Here is a 15,669-nt window from a genome sequence, read left to right as displayed (position 1 = left end):
TTTCCCGCAAGACGCCGACCGGCCTCGCGGCGGCGCCGTGGACAAGGTGTCGGAAAAATCTATCGGAGGATAAAGGCGCCGGCGGCCAGAATCAGAATGAACAGGATGGTCGCCGAAAAGAAGCCGCCCGCAAAGAAGCCGAAAGCCATCGCCAGGAGTATGGCGCCGCAAAAGAGCGATCCGTATTTGGCCAGCATGAGAAAGCCCGCATAGGTGCGGTCATGCTCGGCATAGTCCATCTTCGCGCCCAGTTCGACAGGACCGGTCGGCGTGTGATCAGCCATAGCAATACCCCTTCGAAGACATCTTTCAGGCACATAGCGAAAAGCCGAGCCGAGAGCAATGGCGCTATTGCCGCATCGCAGCCGACAACTGCCTCAAAGGAAAATTGAAGCCGGCTCCCCGAACCCGACCACAGGCGGCACCGGCGACCCTGTCAGCGGAACTGAACGCGCTGTGATAATTTCACATTTTCGGCGACATCAGCCCATCTCACGCAGGAAGATGCGCCCGAGGCGATCGTCGCCGCGACGCTGCGTTTCTTCGCCGGCTGACGGACGCTTCAGCCGGCAAGATGGGGGAAAAGCCCGAGAAGACCGACGACGATCAGATAGAGCGCGACAATGTAGTTCAACAGCCGAGGCATAATGAGAATCAGCACGCCGGCGATCAGCGAGATGAGCGGCGTGAGCGCGAGCTGCGAGATGTGCATGTCGGGTTCCTTCAAAGACTTCGCGGCGATGCCCGGGGCGCGGCAGCGCCCTTGACGTCATCCAGAACGCAGAAGTGGCCGGAAAGGTCCAGGCGCTTCGCGAAAATCGCGCGGTCTCAGGCGGCTTCGCGATAATATTTCGCTGTCGGCACGATGGACAAGGGTGTCAGTCGGTTGATGGCCGGATTGGCAAACATCAGCCGCTGTTCGGTCGGCGTCGACCTGAAGAATGGGAACCGTTCGAGTGTCAGGCGCATGTTTTCGCCGGCAGGGATTTCGAACAGTGCGATCGGAGTAAGAACGCCAGGAAACTCTTTGCCCTCAGTCCTCTGCACGGCATTGAAGTAACGGGCATAAAAATTGGAATGCTCGATCTTGACCGGCGTAAGGACCGAGTCCTGGCCAAAGTAGCGCGAGGCCACCATGGCAAGCCTGAGTGTCAGAAAAGGCAGCACTCCGGGCGCCGGCGCGCTATCGGGATCGGTTGCGAACCGGGTTCCGTCGATGAAGGTTTCTCCGCGGGCAAGTCGCTCGATCAGTATTTCCGGATAGGCATCGACGGAGGGCGAATACGGGTGCTCGCTGGAAATGTAATGGAAGCGGATCGTGCTGACCAATTCGCCATAGCAATAGACACCGAACCGGTAGGAATTGGGAAGATTGTCCCAGCGGTCCTCGAACATACCGCTGGCGATCGGACCGCACATGCCTGAGCGCAGGTAGGATTTATAGCGAAGTCGGTAGATCGCCTCCAGATCCTCGCCTCCTGTAATAAGGCGATAATCGACATGCTCCAGCAGTTGCATGATCGATCGGTTCAACACCGAATCCCCAGCCGTGCTGACCCCGCCAGACGCACTCCCTACAGCCCGTGCAGCATCCATTGTCTGTCCTCGAAAATCCCGCCTGCGGATAGGCTATTCGAGCTGAAATGAGACACAAGCTGAAATTCCGATATTGTTCATTTACCTTCTGTTAACGTTAACGGCCGGGCGTCCGTTTGGAAATGTCTACTGATGAATAACTCGAGTGAGGAGGAGGCTGCCAAGAGCCAACTTCGAAAAGCAGGATACTAACTGGCTGTCCGCTTGCCGGTGAGAAGCAGATCAGCGACGAATGGCCAGGTGGCACTCGACATCGTCTCGATACCCGACGCACTAAGCGCGGCGCCGAAGAGGAAGCCTTGCACGAGATCCGGTTTGACCTGCAAGGCCAGGATCTTGAGCTGCTCGAAGGTCTCTACACCTTCGACGGTCACGGAAAGTCCGAGCGGCCGTGACAGATTGACAATGCCCTTGAGCAGTTCGAGCGAGCGGCTGTTCTGAGTGACGTCTATCAGGAACGAACGGTCGATCTTGATCTTGTCGAGCGGCAGCTTGTGCAGGTAACTCAGGCTCGAATAGCCGGTGCCGAAATCGTCGAGCGCAATGCGCACGCCAAGCTGCTTCAGCTCCTCGATGTACTGGCGCGTCAGCGACTTGTCGTCGAGCAACGCCGTTTCGGTGACCTCGATCTCCAGCCGGCCGGCGGCGAGGCCGGAGCTGGTCAACGCATCACGAACCTTCTGGACGACGTCGCGGCTGCGGAAATCCTTGGCGGAGAGATTGACCGAGACGGTCGTCTGGTCCGGCCATTTGGCGCATTCGGTGCAGGCCGCCTGCAGCACGAAGGTGCTGATCTCGGAAATGATGCCCATTTCCTCGGCCAGCGGAATGAAGATGCTGGGCGAGATCGGCCCGAGATCTGGATGATCCCACCGGCACAGCGCCTCGCAGCTGGCGATACGCATGGTGCTCATCGCCACGATCGGCTGATAGACCACCCGCAGGGCCTTGCTTTCCACGGCGGTGCGCAGATCTGCCTTCATCAGCTGACGGTTGCGGAAGGCGGCATCCATCGAGGCCTCGAACAGCCGCCAGCTGTTCTTGCCGAGTTCCTTGGCCTTGTAGAGCGCCAGGTCCGCCTTGACGATCATGGCGTCGACATCGGTATCCTTGACCCGCGACAGCACCGCGCCGCCGCTGGCCTGGATGCGCAGCCCGTGACCGGCGACGTCGACCTCCCCCTGCAGGCCGGCGAAAATCTCGTCGAGCTGGCCGGTCAGATGGCTCTCGTCCTCGACGCGGTCGAAGAAGATCATGAATTCGTCGCCGCCGAAACGGCTGACCGTGATGCCTTGCCCGGCAATGGCGGCAAGGCGCTCGGCGACGGCGTAGATCAACCCGTCGCCGATCGGGTGCCCAAGCGTGTCGTTGACGCTCTTGAAATCGTCGAGGTCGAGCACTGCCAGCCCGCAGAGACGGTCGCCGTCGCCGGACGCCATGGCCTCGCCGACCAGTTCGTGGAAATAGGCGCGGTTGGGCAGGCCGGTGAGGTTGTCGTAGCGGGCCATGAAGCGGATCTTGTCTTCCGCCTCGACACGGGCGGTGACGTCCTCGAAGGTAATGACGCCCAACTCCTGGCTGCCCTCGCGAGCCGAGAATTCATAGTGCTGGCCGTTGGCGAGCGAAACCAGCACCTTGCGGTCGCGGCCTTCGCGCAGGGCGCGCGTCAACTGGGCCTCGATATAGCGGCAATCCTTCGGCGCCAGCATGCCGCCGGCGACACCGCGCATCAACAGACCGTGGATCGACCGCCCGAGCAGCGCATCCGGCGACTTGAGCGACATCAAATGCGCGGCCTCGGCATTGGCCACCGCCACGCGGCCGTTGGGGCCGAGCATGACAAGGCCGTGCGACATGGTGTTGAGGGCGCGATCGAACCTGAGGGCGAGCTTCCTCGCTTCCTTGTGGCCAATGACGGCCGAGAAAAGCACGTTGCGGACGTGATCGGCGCTGTTGATGGTGATGAAAGTCAACGGGATGATCATCAACCCGAGAACGACCGAAGGGACATCCATGCGCAGCAAGAGTGCAAGTGCCGCCGGACCAATGAAGGTCACGGAAAAAATCCGCACCATGCGCGGAGATCCGTAGTTCCGGCCAACAACCGTGACCAGGGTGGCAATGGCCAGCGACGTCGCGGCCAGTTCGGCAAAGGGGTCAGGGTACACATAGATCGAAATGAAGCAGAGCGCGCCCAACCCGAGGCCCTGCAGGCTGCCCTTGAGGATGTAGTTGCGCTCCCACCGCCGCGCCTCGTCGACATTGGCTATGACACCGCCCGCCTTGCGGAAGGCGCGAATGCCGAAGTAACGGAAGAGGCTGATGGACAGTAGAGTAAAGGAGAAAGCCAGGAACAATGGATTGTGCGTGCGAAAGTAGATCATGAATCCGAGGATCCAGTAGCACACGCCGCCAATCACCAGCATGTGGGCGTTGTCGAACAACGACCGCACAAACTGGATATAAACATCCGGTGGGATGTTTTCGGTCTTTGTCCTGCCCATATCGTCGGCCCAACGCTAAGCCCTGTCATGCCACGTCCGCCTTAAGAAAGGCTTAGAACAGTGGTTTCGGCTCGGTTGCCGAGGGCGCGCAGATGCAGGATCGGCTGGGAAACTGGGCTTCAGGTAAACAAGGCGTATCGATCATTCGGCAGCTTGAAGTTTCGGCCGTGCCGACGTGTTCGACAGACGTTCGAGCAGCCTTTTGCGTTCGCCGGCCGCCTTTTCGGCGCTGGCCTGGCGGACGTGGCCATAGCCGCGAATGAGAGCCGGCACCGAGGCCAGGGCAATTGCCGCATCGACCCCGGCCGGCGCCAGCGATCTGGCGACGAGGTCCAGATCCGCCTCGTACTGCACAAGAAGTTGCCGCTCCATGCGCCGCTCGGCGGTGTAGCCGAACAGGTCGAAGGCGGTGCCGCGCACACCTTTCATCGCCGCCAGTAGGCGAAAACCCTTCATCATCCAGGGGCCGAAGCTCGATTTCCTCGGTGTGCCGTCATTGCCGCGGCGGCCCATGATCGGCGGGGCGAGATGGAATTCGAGTTTCTCGTAGCTCTGGAACTGCTTGCCCAATTCGGCGGCGAAGGAACCATCGGTGTAGAGCCGCGCCACCTCGTACTCGTCCTTTATGGCCATCAGCTTGAACAGGTTCCTGGCGGCAGCCTCCGACACCGCGGTCGAACCGGGCACGGCCTTGGCTTCGGCGGTGCGCAGGACGGCGATCCTTTCGGCATAACGCCTGCCGTAGGCGGCATTCTGGTAGACGGTCAGGAAAGCAACGCGGCGGGCAATGATGTCATCCAGCGTCTCGGCGATCGCCGCGGCCTGCCCGGTCTTGCCCGGCTGGGCGACGAGGCCGCGCACGAAATCCGGCTGATGGGCGGCACGGCGGCCCCAGCGGAAGGCGGCGATGTTCATCGCCACGGCTTCGCCATTGAGCTCAATCGCCTTCTCGACAGCTTCGGCCGAAAGCGGCAAGCCGCCGTGCTGGAAGGCAAAGCCGAGCATGAACATGTTGGCGCCGAGCGAATTGCCGAACAGCGCGGTGGCCGTGCGCGTGGCGTCGAAGAAATGCGCCTTGCCGTCGCCGGCGGCGGCGCGGATCGCCTTCTTCAGGCGCTCGATCGGCAACGAGAAATCGGCCGACCGGGCAAATTCGCCGGGCATGATCTCGGCGGTGTTGGCGAGAAAGATGGTGTGGCCCTCGCGCACCGCCGTCAGCACTTTCTTGGCGCCCGACACGACGAGATCGCAGCCAAGCACGAGATCGGCCTTGCCGGCCGAGACACGGATGGCATGGATGTCGTCCGGGGTGCGGGCGATGCGGACATGGGTGAACACCGAGCCGCCCTTCTGCGCGAGGCCGGCCATGTCGATCATGCCGCAGCCCTTGTCCTCGAGATGGGCCGCCATTCCGAGCACCGCACCGACGGTGACGACGCCGGTGCCGCCGACGCCATCGATGATCGCCGCCCAGCCCTGCTCGCCAAGCGGGAATTCGGCGGGCGTCGGCACGCCGTCCAGCGGGTCGGCCTTGCCGGCCGTCCCCTCGGCCTTGCGGATCTTGGCGCCGTGCACGGTGACGAAGGACGGGCAAAAGCCGTTGACGCAGGAGAAATCCTTGTTGCAGCTCGACTGGTCGATCCTGCGCTTGCGGCCGAATTCGGTCTCGACCGGCTGGATCGAAACGCAGTTCGACTGCACGCCGCAATCGCCGCAGCCTTCGCAGACCAGTTCGTTGATGAAGACCCGCTTGTCGGGATCGGGAAAGGTGCCGCGCTTGCGGCGGCGGCGCTTTTCGGCCGCGCAGGTCTGGTCGTAAAGCAGCACCGACACGCCTTTGACGCCGCGCAGCTCGCGCTGGACGAGATCGAGGTCGTCGCGGTGATGGATGGTGGCGCCGACTGGGAATTCGGCCTTGCCGGCATATTTGTCCGGCTCGTCGGTGACGATCGCGATGCGGTTGATCCCTTCGGCGCGCACTTGCCTGGCGATCATGTCGACGGTCAGGCCGCCTTCGTGCGGCTGGCCGCCGGTCATGGCGACGGCGTCGTTGTAGAGGATCTTGTAGGTGATGTTGGCGTCGGTCGACAGTGCGAAGCGGATCGCTAGCGTGCCGGAATGGTTGTAGGTGCCGTCGCCGAGATTCTGGAAGATGTGGTCGCGCTTCGAGAACGGCGCCTGGCCAACCCATTGCGCGCCCTCGCCGCCCATCGCGGTGAAGCCGAGGGTGTTGCGGTCCATCCACAGCGCCATGAAGTGGCAACCGATGCCGGCAGCGGCGATCGAGCCGTCCGGCACCTTGGTCGAGGAATTGTGCGGACAGCCGGAACAGAAGAACGGGGTGCGCGAGCCGATGTCGGTGGCATCCGCCAACATCGCCTGGAACTGGCGCAGCTTTGCCACCCGCGCCGAAATCTCGTCCGACGGTCCGATCGTCCGCACGATCCGCTCGCCAAGCGCGATGGCGATCTCGTTGGGGTCGAGCGCACCCTTGGCTGGAAACAGCCAGTCGCCGCGCTCGTCCTTCTTGCCGACAATGACCGGCTGCGAGGCGGTGCCGTAAAGGCTTTCACGCAGTTGCACCTCGATCAGCGAGCGCTTCTCCTCGACGACGACGATGGTGTCGAGGCCGCGGGCAAAGTCGGCGATATGCTGCAGGTCGAGCGGCCAGGGACAGCCGACCTTGAACAGCCGCACGCCAATGCGGTTGGCGGCCGCCTCGTCGATGCCGATGTCCTCCAACGCCTGGCGGACATCGAGATAGCTCTTGCCCAGTGTGATGATGCCGAGCTTCGGGTTGCGGCCGCCCAAATAGACGATGCGGTTCAGCCCGTTGGCATGGATAAAGGCGGAGGCAGCGGCGCGCTTGTATTCATGCAGCCGCTCCTCCTGGCCGAGCATGTCGATCTCGTGGCGGATATTGAGACCGCCGGGCGGCATGTCGAAATCGGGCACGACGATGTTCAGCCGTTCGAGCGAGGCATCGACCGAAGCCGTCGATTCGATGTTGTCCTTGACGCATTTGATGGCCGCCCAAGTGCCGGCAAAGCGCGACATGGCAAAGCCGTAGAGGCCGTAATCGATGATCTCCTGGACGCCGGCCGGATTGAGGATCGGCACCATGGTGTCGACGAACAGGAATTCGGTGGCGTGCGCGTTGGTCGATGATTCGGCCATGTGGTCGTCGCCCATCAGGGCGAGCACACCGCCATGTTTGGACGAGCCGGCGAGATTGGCGTGGCGGAACACGTCACCCGAACGATCCACGCCCGGCCCCTTGCCGTACCAGACCGAAAAGACACCATCATGGGTGCCCTCGCCCAGCAGTTCCGCCTGCTGCGATCCCCAGCAAGCGGTGGCGGCAAGCTCCTCGTTGAGGCCGGGTTGGAAGACGATGTCGGCCTGGGCCAGATGCGTCTTGGCCTTCCACAACTGCATGTCGAGCCCGCCGAGCGGCGAGCCGCGATAGCCGGAAACGAAGCCCGCCGTGTTGAGGCCGGCGCGACGGTCGCGCTCGCGCTGCATCAGAAGCATGCGGATGACCGCCTGCGCACCGGACAGGAAGATGCGCTCCTTTGCGAGGTCGAACTTGTCGTCGAGCGCGACATCGTGCAGCGTCATCAGGCATTTCCTCTGCGGAGGCCGCGTGGAAGCAGGCAGCCAACGTTCGGAGTCGGATGACGCATCCTTTCTCCCCTTGCAAGGCAGGTCAAACAAAATCGAAGGTACCAGGCAACCCGCAACGAACGGTCCGAGGCGATCTCGAATTGGGTGCGAAACCACTCCACGGACGCTGCCTAGCGCACTAAATTTCTGCGCGTCAGATGCCTTTGGAGCAATCCGGCTTCGGTTCACCCGGCAACTTGCCGTCGGGATGGCCGACGAGATCGGGATTGGCCGTGTAGAGCTGATCGATGACCAGCGGCCGGTCGGGCAGCACCGACTGGTCCTCCGTCGACATCAACGTGGTGTCGATCTTTTGCAGGATGGCGCCATCGGCGCCCTTGATGCTGATGGCGATCGCATAGGGCTTGTTCTTGACGACGCAGGTCAGGGCCGGGCTCTCAAGGGTCACCTTGTCGAGCTTCGGCCAGACCTTCTGCTCGACCATCAAAGGCGCGCCGCCGGCGGGATCCTGGAAGCTGGCGACCGCCACCTGGCCGTCTCCCATTGGCTTTAGCGGCCGCAGCGTGACGACATAGGTCGCCCTGGCGAGACGGTAGTTGAAGACGAATATCTTGCCGGAAATCTCGAACAGCTTGCCTTCGTCGTTGCCGGTATCGCGGCAGGCACCGAGCGCAACGGCGGCAATCAATGCAGCGCCGACAACGATCGAGCGGGAAAGACTTCTAAGCATCCTTGACCTCATTGGCCGCCATGCGGCGGCGACGATAGTGACGACTTGCCTTCTGACGGTTGCCGCATACCGCCATGTCGCACCAAAGACGGCTGGAATTGCGGCTTCTGTCGACGAACAGCCAGGTGCAGTTGGGACAGATCCTCAGCCTTGCGACGGTGTCGTCGCGCAGCAGCGACAGGGCGGAAACCGCCAGCGCCGCCTCGAAGGCGATCGGTGTCACCGGGTCGCCGAACGGCCTCCCCGGCGCCCCGATTTCAGTCTGGCTGCCAGCCAGCCCCTCCGCGCAGGCGCTCAAGAACCCGGGCAGATCGGCGGTGGCAACCGTGCCTTTCGAAACCGCGCCACGAAACAGTCGGTCCGTCGCCTCGCGGATCGACAGCACGACGGGCGCGATTGCGACGGGCGACGATACCGCCAGTTGCCGGTCGCCCAGTTCGGCGGCGCGAAAGCCGCTCGCCGCGTCGGCAAAGCGGGCGATCTCGGCCGGATCATCGAAGCGGTCGAACGTTTTCTCCGGATCGCCGCGCAGCACCACGGTGTTCGCCGTGTCGAGCGCAAGCAGGCCGCCGGTGAAGCGGTGCGGGGTCCAGGATACCGTCATGCTCGAAATCTAACCGATAAATCGCATTTGACAAGTTAGATTCAGCGATGCAAACCTTCGTGAGGATGCGGTTCCCGCAGCCTTTTTGAACATGTCGTCGTCAAAACCGTTGCTTCGGGACGGCATGATCCGAGGGTTTTGCATGCTCTATTTTTTCCAGCAGGTGCTGAACGGGCTGCATTCGGGGGCGCTCTACGCGCTGCTCGCCTTCGGCTACGTGCTGACCAACGGCATCCTGCACCGCACCAATCTTGCCTATGGCGCACTGTTTGCGTTTTGCGGCCAGACGATGATCCTCACCGCGGCTTTCGGCTATCAGGTGCTGTGGCTGACGCTGCTGGCTGCGGTGGGACTCGGCGTCGCCGCGGCTTTCCTGTATTCCGCGCTGGTCAGCTACGTGCTGTCGCGCAGCGTCTTCGAACCGTTGGCCGACCGCTCGCCCAATGCGATCGTGGTGACGACGCTCGGCATCCTGCTTTTGTTGTCGGAAGCAAGCCGTATCGCCGCCGACACGCATGATCTGTGGCTGCCGCCGATGCTGGCACAGCCCGTCGTTTTCGCGCAGGACGCAACCTTCAAGGCAACGCTGACGCTCATCCAGCTCATCGACTGCGCGGTGGTGCTGGCTGCAATCGTGCTGGCTGCGTGGGCATTTGCCCGTTCGAGCTTCGGCCGGCGCTGGCGCGCCGTCTCCGACGATCCCAAGGCGGCCGCCATGTGCGGTGTCGACGTGCGCGCGGTGTTCCGGCATGCGGTGCTGTTCGGCGGTTTCTGCGCTGCACTGGCCGGCGTCATGGCCGGCCTCTATTACGGCAACGTCAGCTTCGGGTCAGGCCTGGTCTACGGCTTGAAGATCCTGTTCGTGACCGCGGTCGGCGGCTATCTCTCGCCGCCGCGCGCAGCGCTCGGTGCGGCCGCCTTCGGCATGGCCGAATCGCTGTGGGCCGGGTATTTCCCGGTCGAATGGCGCGACGCCTGGATGTATCTGTTCCTGGTCGCCATGCTGGTGCTGATCGGCGCCGGCCGCGACACCAGCAAAATCGCCTGAAACCATCAGACTTTGGTTGCATGACGCTGGGGCAGAGCGCCAATATCCGGACCTGCCCTCCGATGCGATGACGTTTGCTGCCTCCACCTTGTTGACCCGTCAATCCACGCGCGGCATACCGTTGGACCACGCGGCGTGACGGACCTGAGGGGGAAGCCGGCACGCCTCCGGCACTGGGAGGAATGCATGGCAGGGCTTCTCGCTCTATCCAGGACCATTGATCGCGCGAACGAATTCATCGGCAAATGGGTGTCGTGGCTAATTCTGCTGGCGATCCTGGTCAGCGCCGCCAACGCCATCATCCGCAAGATCTTCGACATATCCTCGAATGCCTGGCTGGAGCTGCAGTGGTATCTGTTCGGCGCCGCCTTCATGCTGGCTGCCGCCTATACGCTGAAGCAGAACGAACATATCCGCATCGACATCGTCTACGGCATGTTTTCGCGCCGCGTGCAGCACTGGATCGACCTGCTCGGCCACATCCTCTTCCTGATGCCATTCGTGACGCTGATGGTGATCTATTTCGTTCCCTATGTGTCGCTGTCGTTTCGCAGCGGCGAGATGTCCAACAATTCCGGCGGACTGATCATCTGGCCGGCCAAGGCCATCCTGCTGGTCGGCTTTTTCCTGCTCGCTCTGCAGGGCATCTCCGAGATCATCAAGAAGATCGCCATCATGCGCGGCGATATGGACGACCCCAATCCGTTCATATCGGCACATGAGCAGGCCGAACTCGAAGCCAAGGCGCTGGCCGACGGGGTGCGCTCATGATGGAGTTGATCGCCCAGAACATGGCGCCGATCATGTTCGCCTCGCTGATCATCTTCCTGCTGATCGGCTACCCCGTCGCGTTTTCGCTGGCCGCCAACGGCTTGATGTTCTTCTTCATCGGCGTGCTTCTCTCGCCCTATTCCGGTGGATCGATCAATCTCGCCTGGCCGCTTCTGCACGCCCTGCCGGATAATTTCTACGGCAGCCGGGTGATGTCGAACGACACGCTGCTTGCCATTCCGTTCTTCACCTTCATGGGCATCGTGCTCGAGCGATCGGGCATGGCCGAAGACCTGCTCGACACGATCGGCCAGCTGTTCGGACCGATCCGCGGCGGACTTGCCTATGCGGTGATCTTCGTCGGTGCACTGCTGGCGGCAACCACCGGTGTGGTGGCGGCGTCCGTCATCGCCATGGGCCTGATCTCGCTGCCGATCATGCTGCGCTACGGCTATGACCGCCGGCTGGCATCCGGTGTCATCGCGGCATCCGGCACGCTCGCCCAGATCATCCCGCCGTCGCTGGTGCTGATCGTGCTGGCCGACCAGCTCGGCCGCTCGGTCGGCGACATGTATGCGGGCGCGCTGATCCCGGGCCTGGTGCTGACCGGCCTTTACGCGCTTTACATCCTGATCATGTCGATCGTCCGGCCGGCATCGGTGCCGGCGCTGCCGCTGGAGGCCCGCACGCTCGGCCACGGCGTTCTGTCGCTGCTGGCGGCATTGCTGGTCACGTTGGCGGTTTCCTATGCAGCGTATCGCTATCTCGCGCCGGCGCATGGCGACAATGCCGACATTCTCGGCGCCACCGCCGGCGTGCTCTTCATCTACGTCGTGGCAATTGCCGACAAACGCCTGAACTTCAACATGATGTCCAGGCTGGCACAGCAGGTGATCATCGTTCTGATCCCGCCACTGGCGCTGATCTTCCTGGTGCTCGGCACCATCTTCCTCGGCATCGCCACCCCAACGGAGGGCGGCGCCATGGGTTCTGTCGGAGCCTTGATCATGGCGGCGGCAAAGGGGCGGCTGTCGCTGGACGTGGTCAAGCAGGCCTTGACCTCGACGACGCGGCTGTCGTCCTTCGTCCTGTTCATCCTGATCGGCGCGCGGGTGTTCTCGCTCACCTTCTACGGCGTCAACGGCCACATCTGGGTCGAGCACCTGCTGACCTCGCTGCCGGGTGGCGAAGTCGGCTTCCTGATCGGCGTCAACATGCTGGTCTTCTTCCTGGCGTTCTTCCTCGACTTCTTCGAACTCGCCTTCATCATCGTGCCACTGCTGGCGCCGGCCGCAGACAAGCTCGGCATCGACCTGATCTGGTTCGGCGTGCTTCTGGGCGTCAACATGCAGACCAGCTTCATGCACCCGCCCTTCGGCTTCGCGCTGTTCTACCTGCGCTCGGTCGCCGCGCGCGTGCCCTATCTCGACCGCATCACCGGCAAACAGATCGCGCCGGTGACCACCGGGCAGATCTATTGGGGCGCGGTGCCCTTCGTCTGCATCCAGGTGATCATGATCGGGCTGACCATCGCCTTCCCGCAGATGGTGATGCATTACAAGGGCACGGTGGTCGATCCCGGCACGATCGACTACAAGGTGCCGGAAGTCCCCGGCCTGTCGCCGCTTGGCACACCGCCGGCCGACGGCGGCTCGGCGCCGGCCGCTCCTGCCGCCCCTGATCTGTCGCAACCACCGAATTTCGGCGACACGCCGCCGGCCAAACCGGCGGCACCGCAGCCGGACCTGTCGCAACCGCCAAGCTTCAACTGAACCCGGCATGGCCAGGATCATGAAAGCGGTGCGGCTGGAAGCGGTGGGCAGCATCGCGCTGCGCGAGGTCGACAAGCCCGACATCGGGCCGGATGAGCTTCTGGTGCGCGTTGAAGCCTGCGGCGTCTGCGGCACGGACCGGCATCTGTTCCACGGCGAATTCCCGTGCACGCCGCCGGTGACGCCCGGGCATGAATTCTCCGGCATCGTCGAGGCACTCGGAAAATCCGTATCCGACTTTGCCGTTGGCGACCGCGTCACCGGCGACCCCAACATCGCCTGCGGGCGTTGCGCGCACTGTCATGCAGGGCGGGTCAACCTCTGCAGCAACCTGCGCGCCATCGGCATTCATCGCGATGGCGGCTTTGCCGAATACCTTGCCTTGCCGCAGAAGCAGGCCTTCATCCTGCCTGCCGACCTGAAGCCGACGCATGGTGCCTTCTGCGAACCGCTCGGCTGTTGCCTGCATGGCGTGGACCTGGCCGAGATCAGGCCAGGCAGATCGGTGGCCGTGCTTGGCGGCGGCGTCATCGGCCTGCTCACCGTGCAGCTGGCGCGCCTGGCCGGGGCCACGACCATCATCCTGTCGACCAGGCAGGCCTCGCGGCGCGCGCTCGCCGAAGATCTCGGGGCCACGGCGACGGTCGATCCGACCGCCGCCGATGTCATCAGTGCCGTCGCCGGGGCAACGGGCCTGGCGCCAGGCGGTGTCGACGTCGTCTTCGAATGCGCGGGCGTGCGGGAGACCGTCGAGCAGTCGATGCGGCTGGCCCGCGCCGGCGGCAAGGTCGTCATCGTCGGCGTGACGCCGCAAGGCATGAAGGCGGAATTCGAGCCTTTCGACCTGCTGTTCCGGGAATTGAAAGTGCTCGGCTCCTTCCTCAATCCCTACACGCATCGCCGCGCCGCCGAACTCATTGCATCGGGCGCAATCGAGATCGACCGGCTGATCTCCAGGCAGGTGGCGCTCGAAAACGCGGCAGCGGTGATCGCCAATCCGCCGGCGCCCGGCGAGGTCAAGGTGCTGGTGGTGCCGCACGCGGGCTGAGCGGCTGCGCCTTGGCCGTGCGCGCTTGCCGGCAACCCATCGATCGGTTATTGGGTACGCGCCGAAAAAGACATGACCGGTTCGGTAGTCCGGTCTCTTCCGTTGTTGAACGGAGGCCTGTTCACCGCATGATTTGCGGGAGAACCCACGGCCGGCAAGCGAGGCCAAAACCCGCGAGCCGGTTGGGTCATGTCCGGATTTCCTGATGCCACGGCCCCGCCGGTTCACGGTCTGCAGCCACGCCTGTCAACGCTTCAACCAACGACAGGACAAAGGACCATGAAACTGAACCATGCCAATCTCATTGCCACCGAAGTCGCGGCTCTTGCCGGCTTCTTCACCAGCCATTTCGGCTTCGAGCTTGTCGCCATGCGCGGCAAGGATGCCTTCGCGGTTCTACGCGGAACGGATGGCTTCATCCTCAACCTGATGATGCCGGGCAAGGGAGAGACGGCCAGATATCCCGATGGTTTTCACGTCGGCTTCATCGTCGGCAAACCGGACATTGTGCACGCAAAGCAGGCCGAGCTTGCCGATGCGGGCCTCGCGCCTGGCGAAGTCCAGGAGCTGACGCGAGGCGGCGTCAATTCGACCACCTTCTACTGCCTTGCGCCAGGCGGAATACTGATCGAGGTGAGTTCCTCGCCAGCCTGAAAGAAGGACCCCGGGCGAACAGGCCCGGGGTCCTGGAATGAATACATTGGAGTGGTTTACAGGGCTAAAGCTTGCCGTTGCGCTGCTGGACCATCATGAAGGTGTCGTAATTGTATTCGGCCACCTGCGCCCAGAGATAGTGCTCCTTGCGGAAGCCCTTGATCGATTCCCAGATCTTCTTGAACGGCGCGTTGGAGGCCTCCATTTCGGCATAGACCTCGTTGGCCTTTTCGAAGCAGGCGGACATGATCTCCTGGCTGAATGGGCGCAGCTTCGCACCACCGGCCACAAGCCGCTTCACCGCTGCCGGGTTCAGATAATCGTACTTCTGCAGCATGTTGGCATCGGTAGCCTGGGCGGCGGTGCGCAGCAGTGACTTGTAAGCCGGCGAAAGCTCGTCGTATTTCGCCTTGTTGAACATCAGGTGGACGGTCGGACCGCCTTCCCACCAGCCGGGGTAGTAGTAGTAGGGCGCCACCTTGTAGAAGCCGAGCTTCTCGTCGTCATACGGGCCGACCCATTCGGCGGCGTCGATGGTGCCTTTTTCCAGCGCCGGATAGATGTCGCCGCCGGCGATCTGCTGCGGCACGACGCCGAGCTTCTGCACCACCTTGCCGGCAAAGCCGCCGATGCGCATCTTGAGGCCGGACAGGTCGGCGACCGTGTTGATCTCCTTGCGGAACCAGCCACCCATCTGCACGCCGGTGTTGCCGCCCGGCAGGCCGAAAAGGCCCTGCGTGGCGAGAAACTCGTTGAACAGGTCGATGCCGCCGCCATGGTAGTGCCAGGCGTTCATGCCGCGCGCGTTGAGCGAAAAGGGAACCGCCGCACCGAGCGCCCATGTCGGGTCCTTGCCCCAGTAATAATATGCCACCGTGTGGCAGGCCTCGACCGTGCCGGCCGTGGTGGCGTCGGCGGCCTGCAGGCCAGGCACGAGTTCGCCGGCGGCAAAGACCTGGACCTGGAAGTTGCCATCGGTGGCTTCCGACAGCATTTTGGAGAACACCTCGGCGCCGCCATAGATGGTGTCGAGCGACTTCGGGAAGGACGACGCAAGCCGCCACGTCACCTTGGGATTGGACTGGGCTATTGCCGGCGCCGCGAGCGTGGCCGCCGCCGCCGCAGCACCGACGCCAGTAACACCAGCCTTGCGAATGAATGAACGACGATCCATGAAGTTCCTCCCTTTTGGACCAGACAGACCGACGTTCGGAAAATCCTCGCTTCCGTGTCGGTTGGCGCGAAACAATACACAGGCAAGAGGTCGAGTCCAGCGCGGCGGCCCGATTTGACGGCGCGGCCCAGCCGCCTTGCA

13 protein-coding genes are annotated in these 15,669 nt (G+C 63.0%); 5 read left to right on the top strand and 8 right to left on the bottom strand.

The features are described 5' to 3' along the window. Window positions 1-59 precede the first annotated feature (59 nt). The 7 genes from AC1DYW_RS03855 to AC1DYW_RS03825 form a co-directional block, all read right to left on the bottom strand. Window positions 60-284 (bottom strand): aa3-type cytochrome c oxidase subunit IV, encoded by a 225-nt coding sequence (locus tag AC1DYW_RS03855; RefSeq protein ID WP_095082965.1) that lies wholly within the window; start codon window positions 282-284, stop codon window positions 60-62. Window positions 285-562: 278 nt separating this feature from the next. After that, window positions 563-712: a DUF3096 domain-containing protein gene (locus tag AC1DYW_RS03850; protein WP_019862764.1), complete on the bottom strand. Its 150-nt coding sequence runs from the start codon at window positions 710-712 to the stop codon at window positions 563-565. A gap of 116 nt (window positions 713-828) precedes the next feature. Then, window positions 829-1,536 (bottom strand): N-acyl amino acid synthase FeeM domain-containing protein, encoded by a 708-nt coding sequence (locus tag AC1DYW_RS03845; protein WP_477225572.1) that lies wholly within the window; start codon window positions 1,534-1,536, stop codon window positions 829-831. A gap of 248 nt (window positions 1,537-1,784) precedes the next feature. Beyond that, entirely contained in the window at window positions 1,785-4,100 is a 2,316-nt protein-coding gene (locus AC1DYW_RS03840; RefSeq protein ID WP_477225159.1) for a putative bifunctional diguanylate cyclase/phosphodiesterase, read from the bottom strand. Between the two features lie 141 nt (window positions 4,101-4,241). After that, window positions 4,242-7,721: an indolepyruvate ferredoxin oxidoreductase family protein gene (locus tag AC1DYW_RS03835; RefSeq protein ID WP_477225158.1), complete on the bottom strand. Its 3,480-nt coding sequence runs from the start codon at window positions 7,719-7,721 to the stop codon at window positions 4,242-4,244. Between the two features lie 199 nt (window positions 7,722-7,920). Continuing rightward, entirely contained in the window at window positions 7,921-8,457 is a 537-nt protein-coding gene (locus AC1DYW_RS03830) for a hypothetical protein (protein WP_477225157.1), read from the bottom strand. Beyond that, on the bottom strand, window positions 8,450-9,061 hold the full coding sequence (locus AC1DYW_RS03825) for a CGNR zinc finger domain-containing protein (protein WP_477225156.1): 612 nt from the start codon (window positions 9,059-9,061) through the stop codon (window positions 8,450-8,452). Before AC1DYW_RS03825 ends, AC1DYW_RS03830 begins: the two co-directional genes overlap by 8 nt. Before the next feature lie 142 nt (window positions 9,062-9,203). Between AC1DYW_RS03825 and AC1DYW_RS03820 the strand changes: the two genes are divergently transcribed. From AC1DYW_RS03820 to AC1DYW_RS03800, 5 genes are all read left to right on the top strand, one after another. Further along, on the top strand, window positions 9,204-10,109 hold the full coding sequence (locus AC1DYW_RS03820) for a branched-chain amino acid ABC transporter permease (RefSeq protein WP_477225155.1): 906 nt from the start codon (window positions 9,204-9,206) through the stop codon (window positions 10,107-10,109). 186 nt (window positions 10,110-10,295) lie between these two features. Beyond that, window positions 10,296-10,880, top strand: coding sequence for a TRAP transporter small permease subunit (locus AC1DYW_RS03815; protein WP_477225154.1), 585 nt, complete (start codon window positions 10,296-10,298; stop codon window positions 10,878-10,880). Continuing rightward, a complete protein-coding gene (locus AC1DYW_RS03810; protein WP_477225153.1) occupies window positions 10,877-12,652 on the top strand; it encodes a TRAP transporter large permease in 1,776 nt (591 codons plus the stop codon). The genes AC1DYW_RS03815 and AC1DYW_RS03810 overlap by 4 nt, the downstream gene beginning before the upstream one ends. Before the next feature lie 19 nt (window positions 12,653-12,671). Then, window positions 12,672-13,700, top strand: coding sequence for a zinc-dependent alcohol dehydrogenase family protein (locus AC1DYW_RS03805; protein ID WP_477225571.1), 1,029 nt, complete (start codon window positions 12,672-12,674; stop codon window positions 13,698-13,700). A gap of 279 nt (window positions 13,701-13,979) precedes the next feature. Beyond that, window positions 13,980-14,354 (top strand): VOC family protein, encoded by a 375-nt coding sequence (locus AC1DYW_RS03800; protein WP_477225152.1) that lies wholly within the window; start codon window positions 13,980-13,982, stop codon window positions 14,352-14,354. A gap of 64 nt (window positions 14,355-14,418) precedes the next feature. Here the strand turns inward: AC1DYW_RS03800 and AC1DYW_RS03795 are convergent, their stop codons facing one another. Continuing rightward, window positions 14,419-15,528, bottom strand: a complete 1,110-nt coding sequence (locus AC1DYW_RS03795; protein ID WP_457150949.1) for a TRAP transporter substrate-binding protein — start codon at window positions 15,526-15,528, stop codon at window positions 14,419-14,421. Between the last annotated feature and the right edge of the window lie 141 nt (window positions 15,529-15,669).

The sequence above is a fragment of the Mesorhizobium sp. P2_D5 genome, assembly GCF_056404355.1.
Note: the sequence above shows the minus strand (reverse complement) of the source record. Positions and strands in the feature narration are given on the sequence as shown.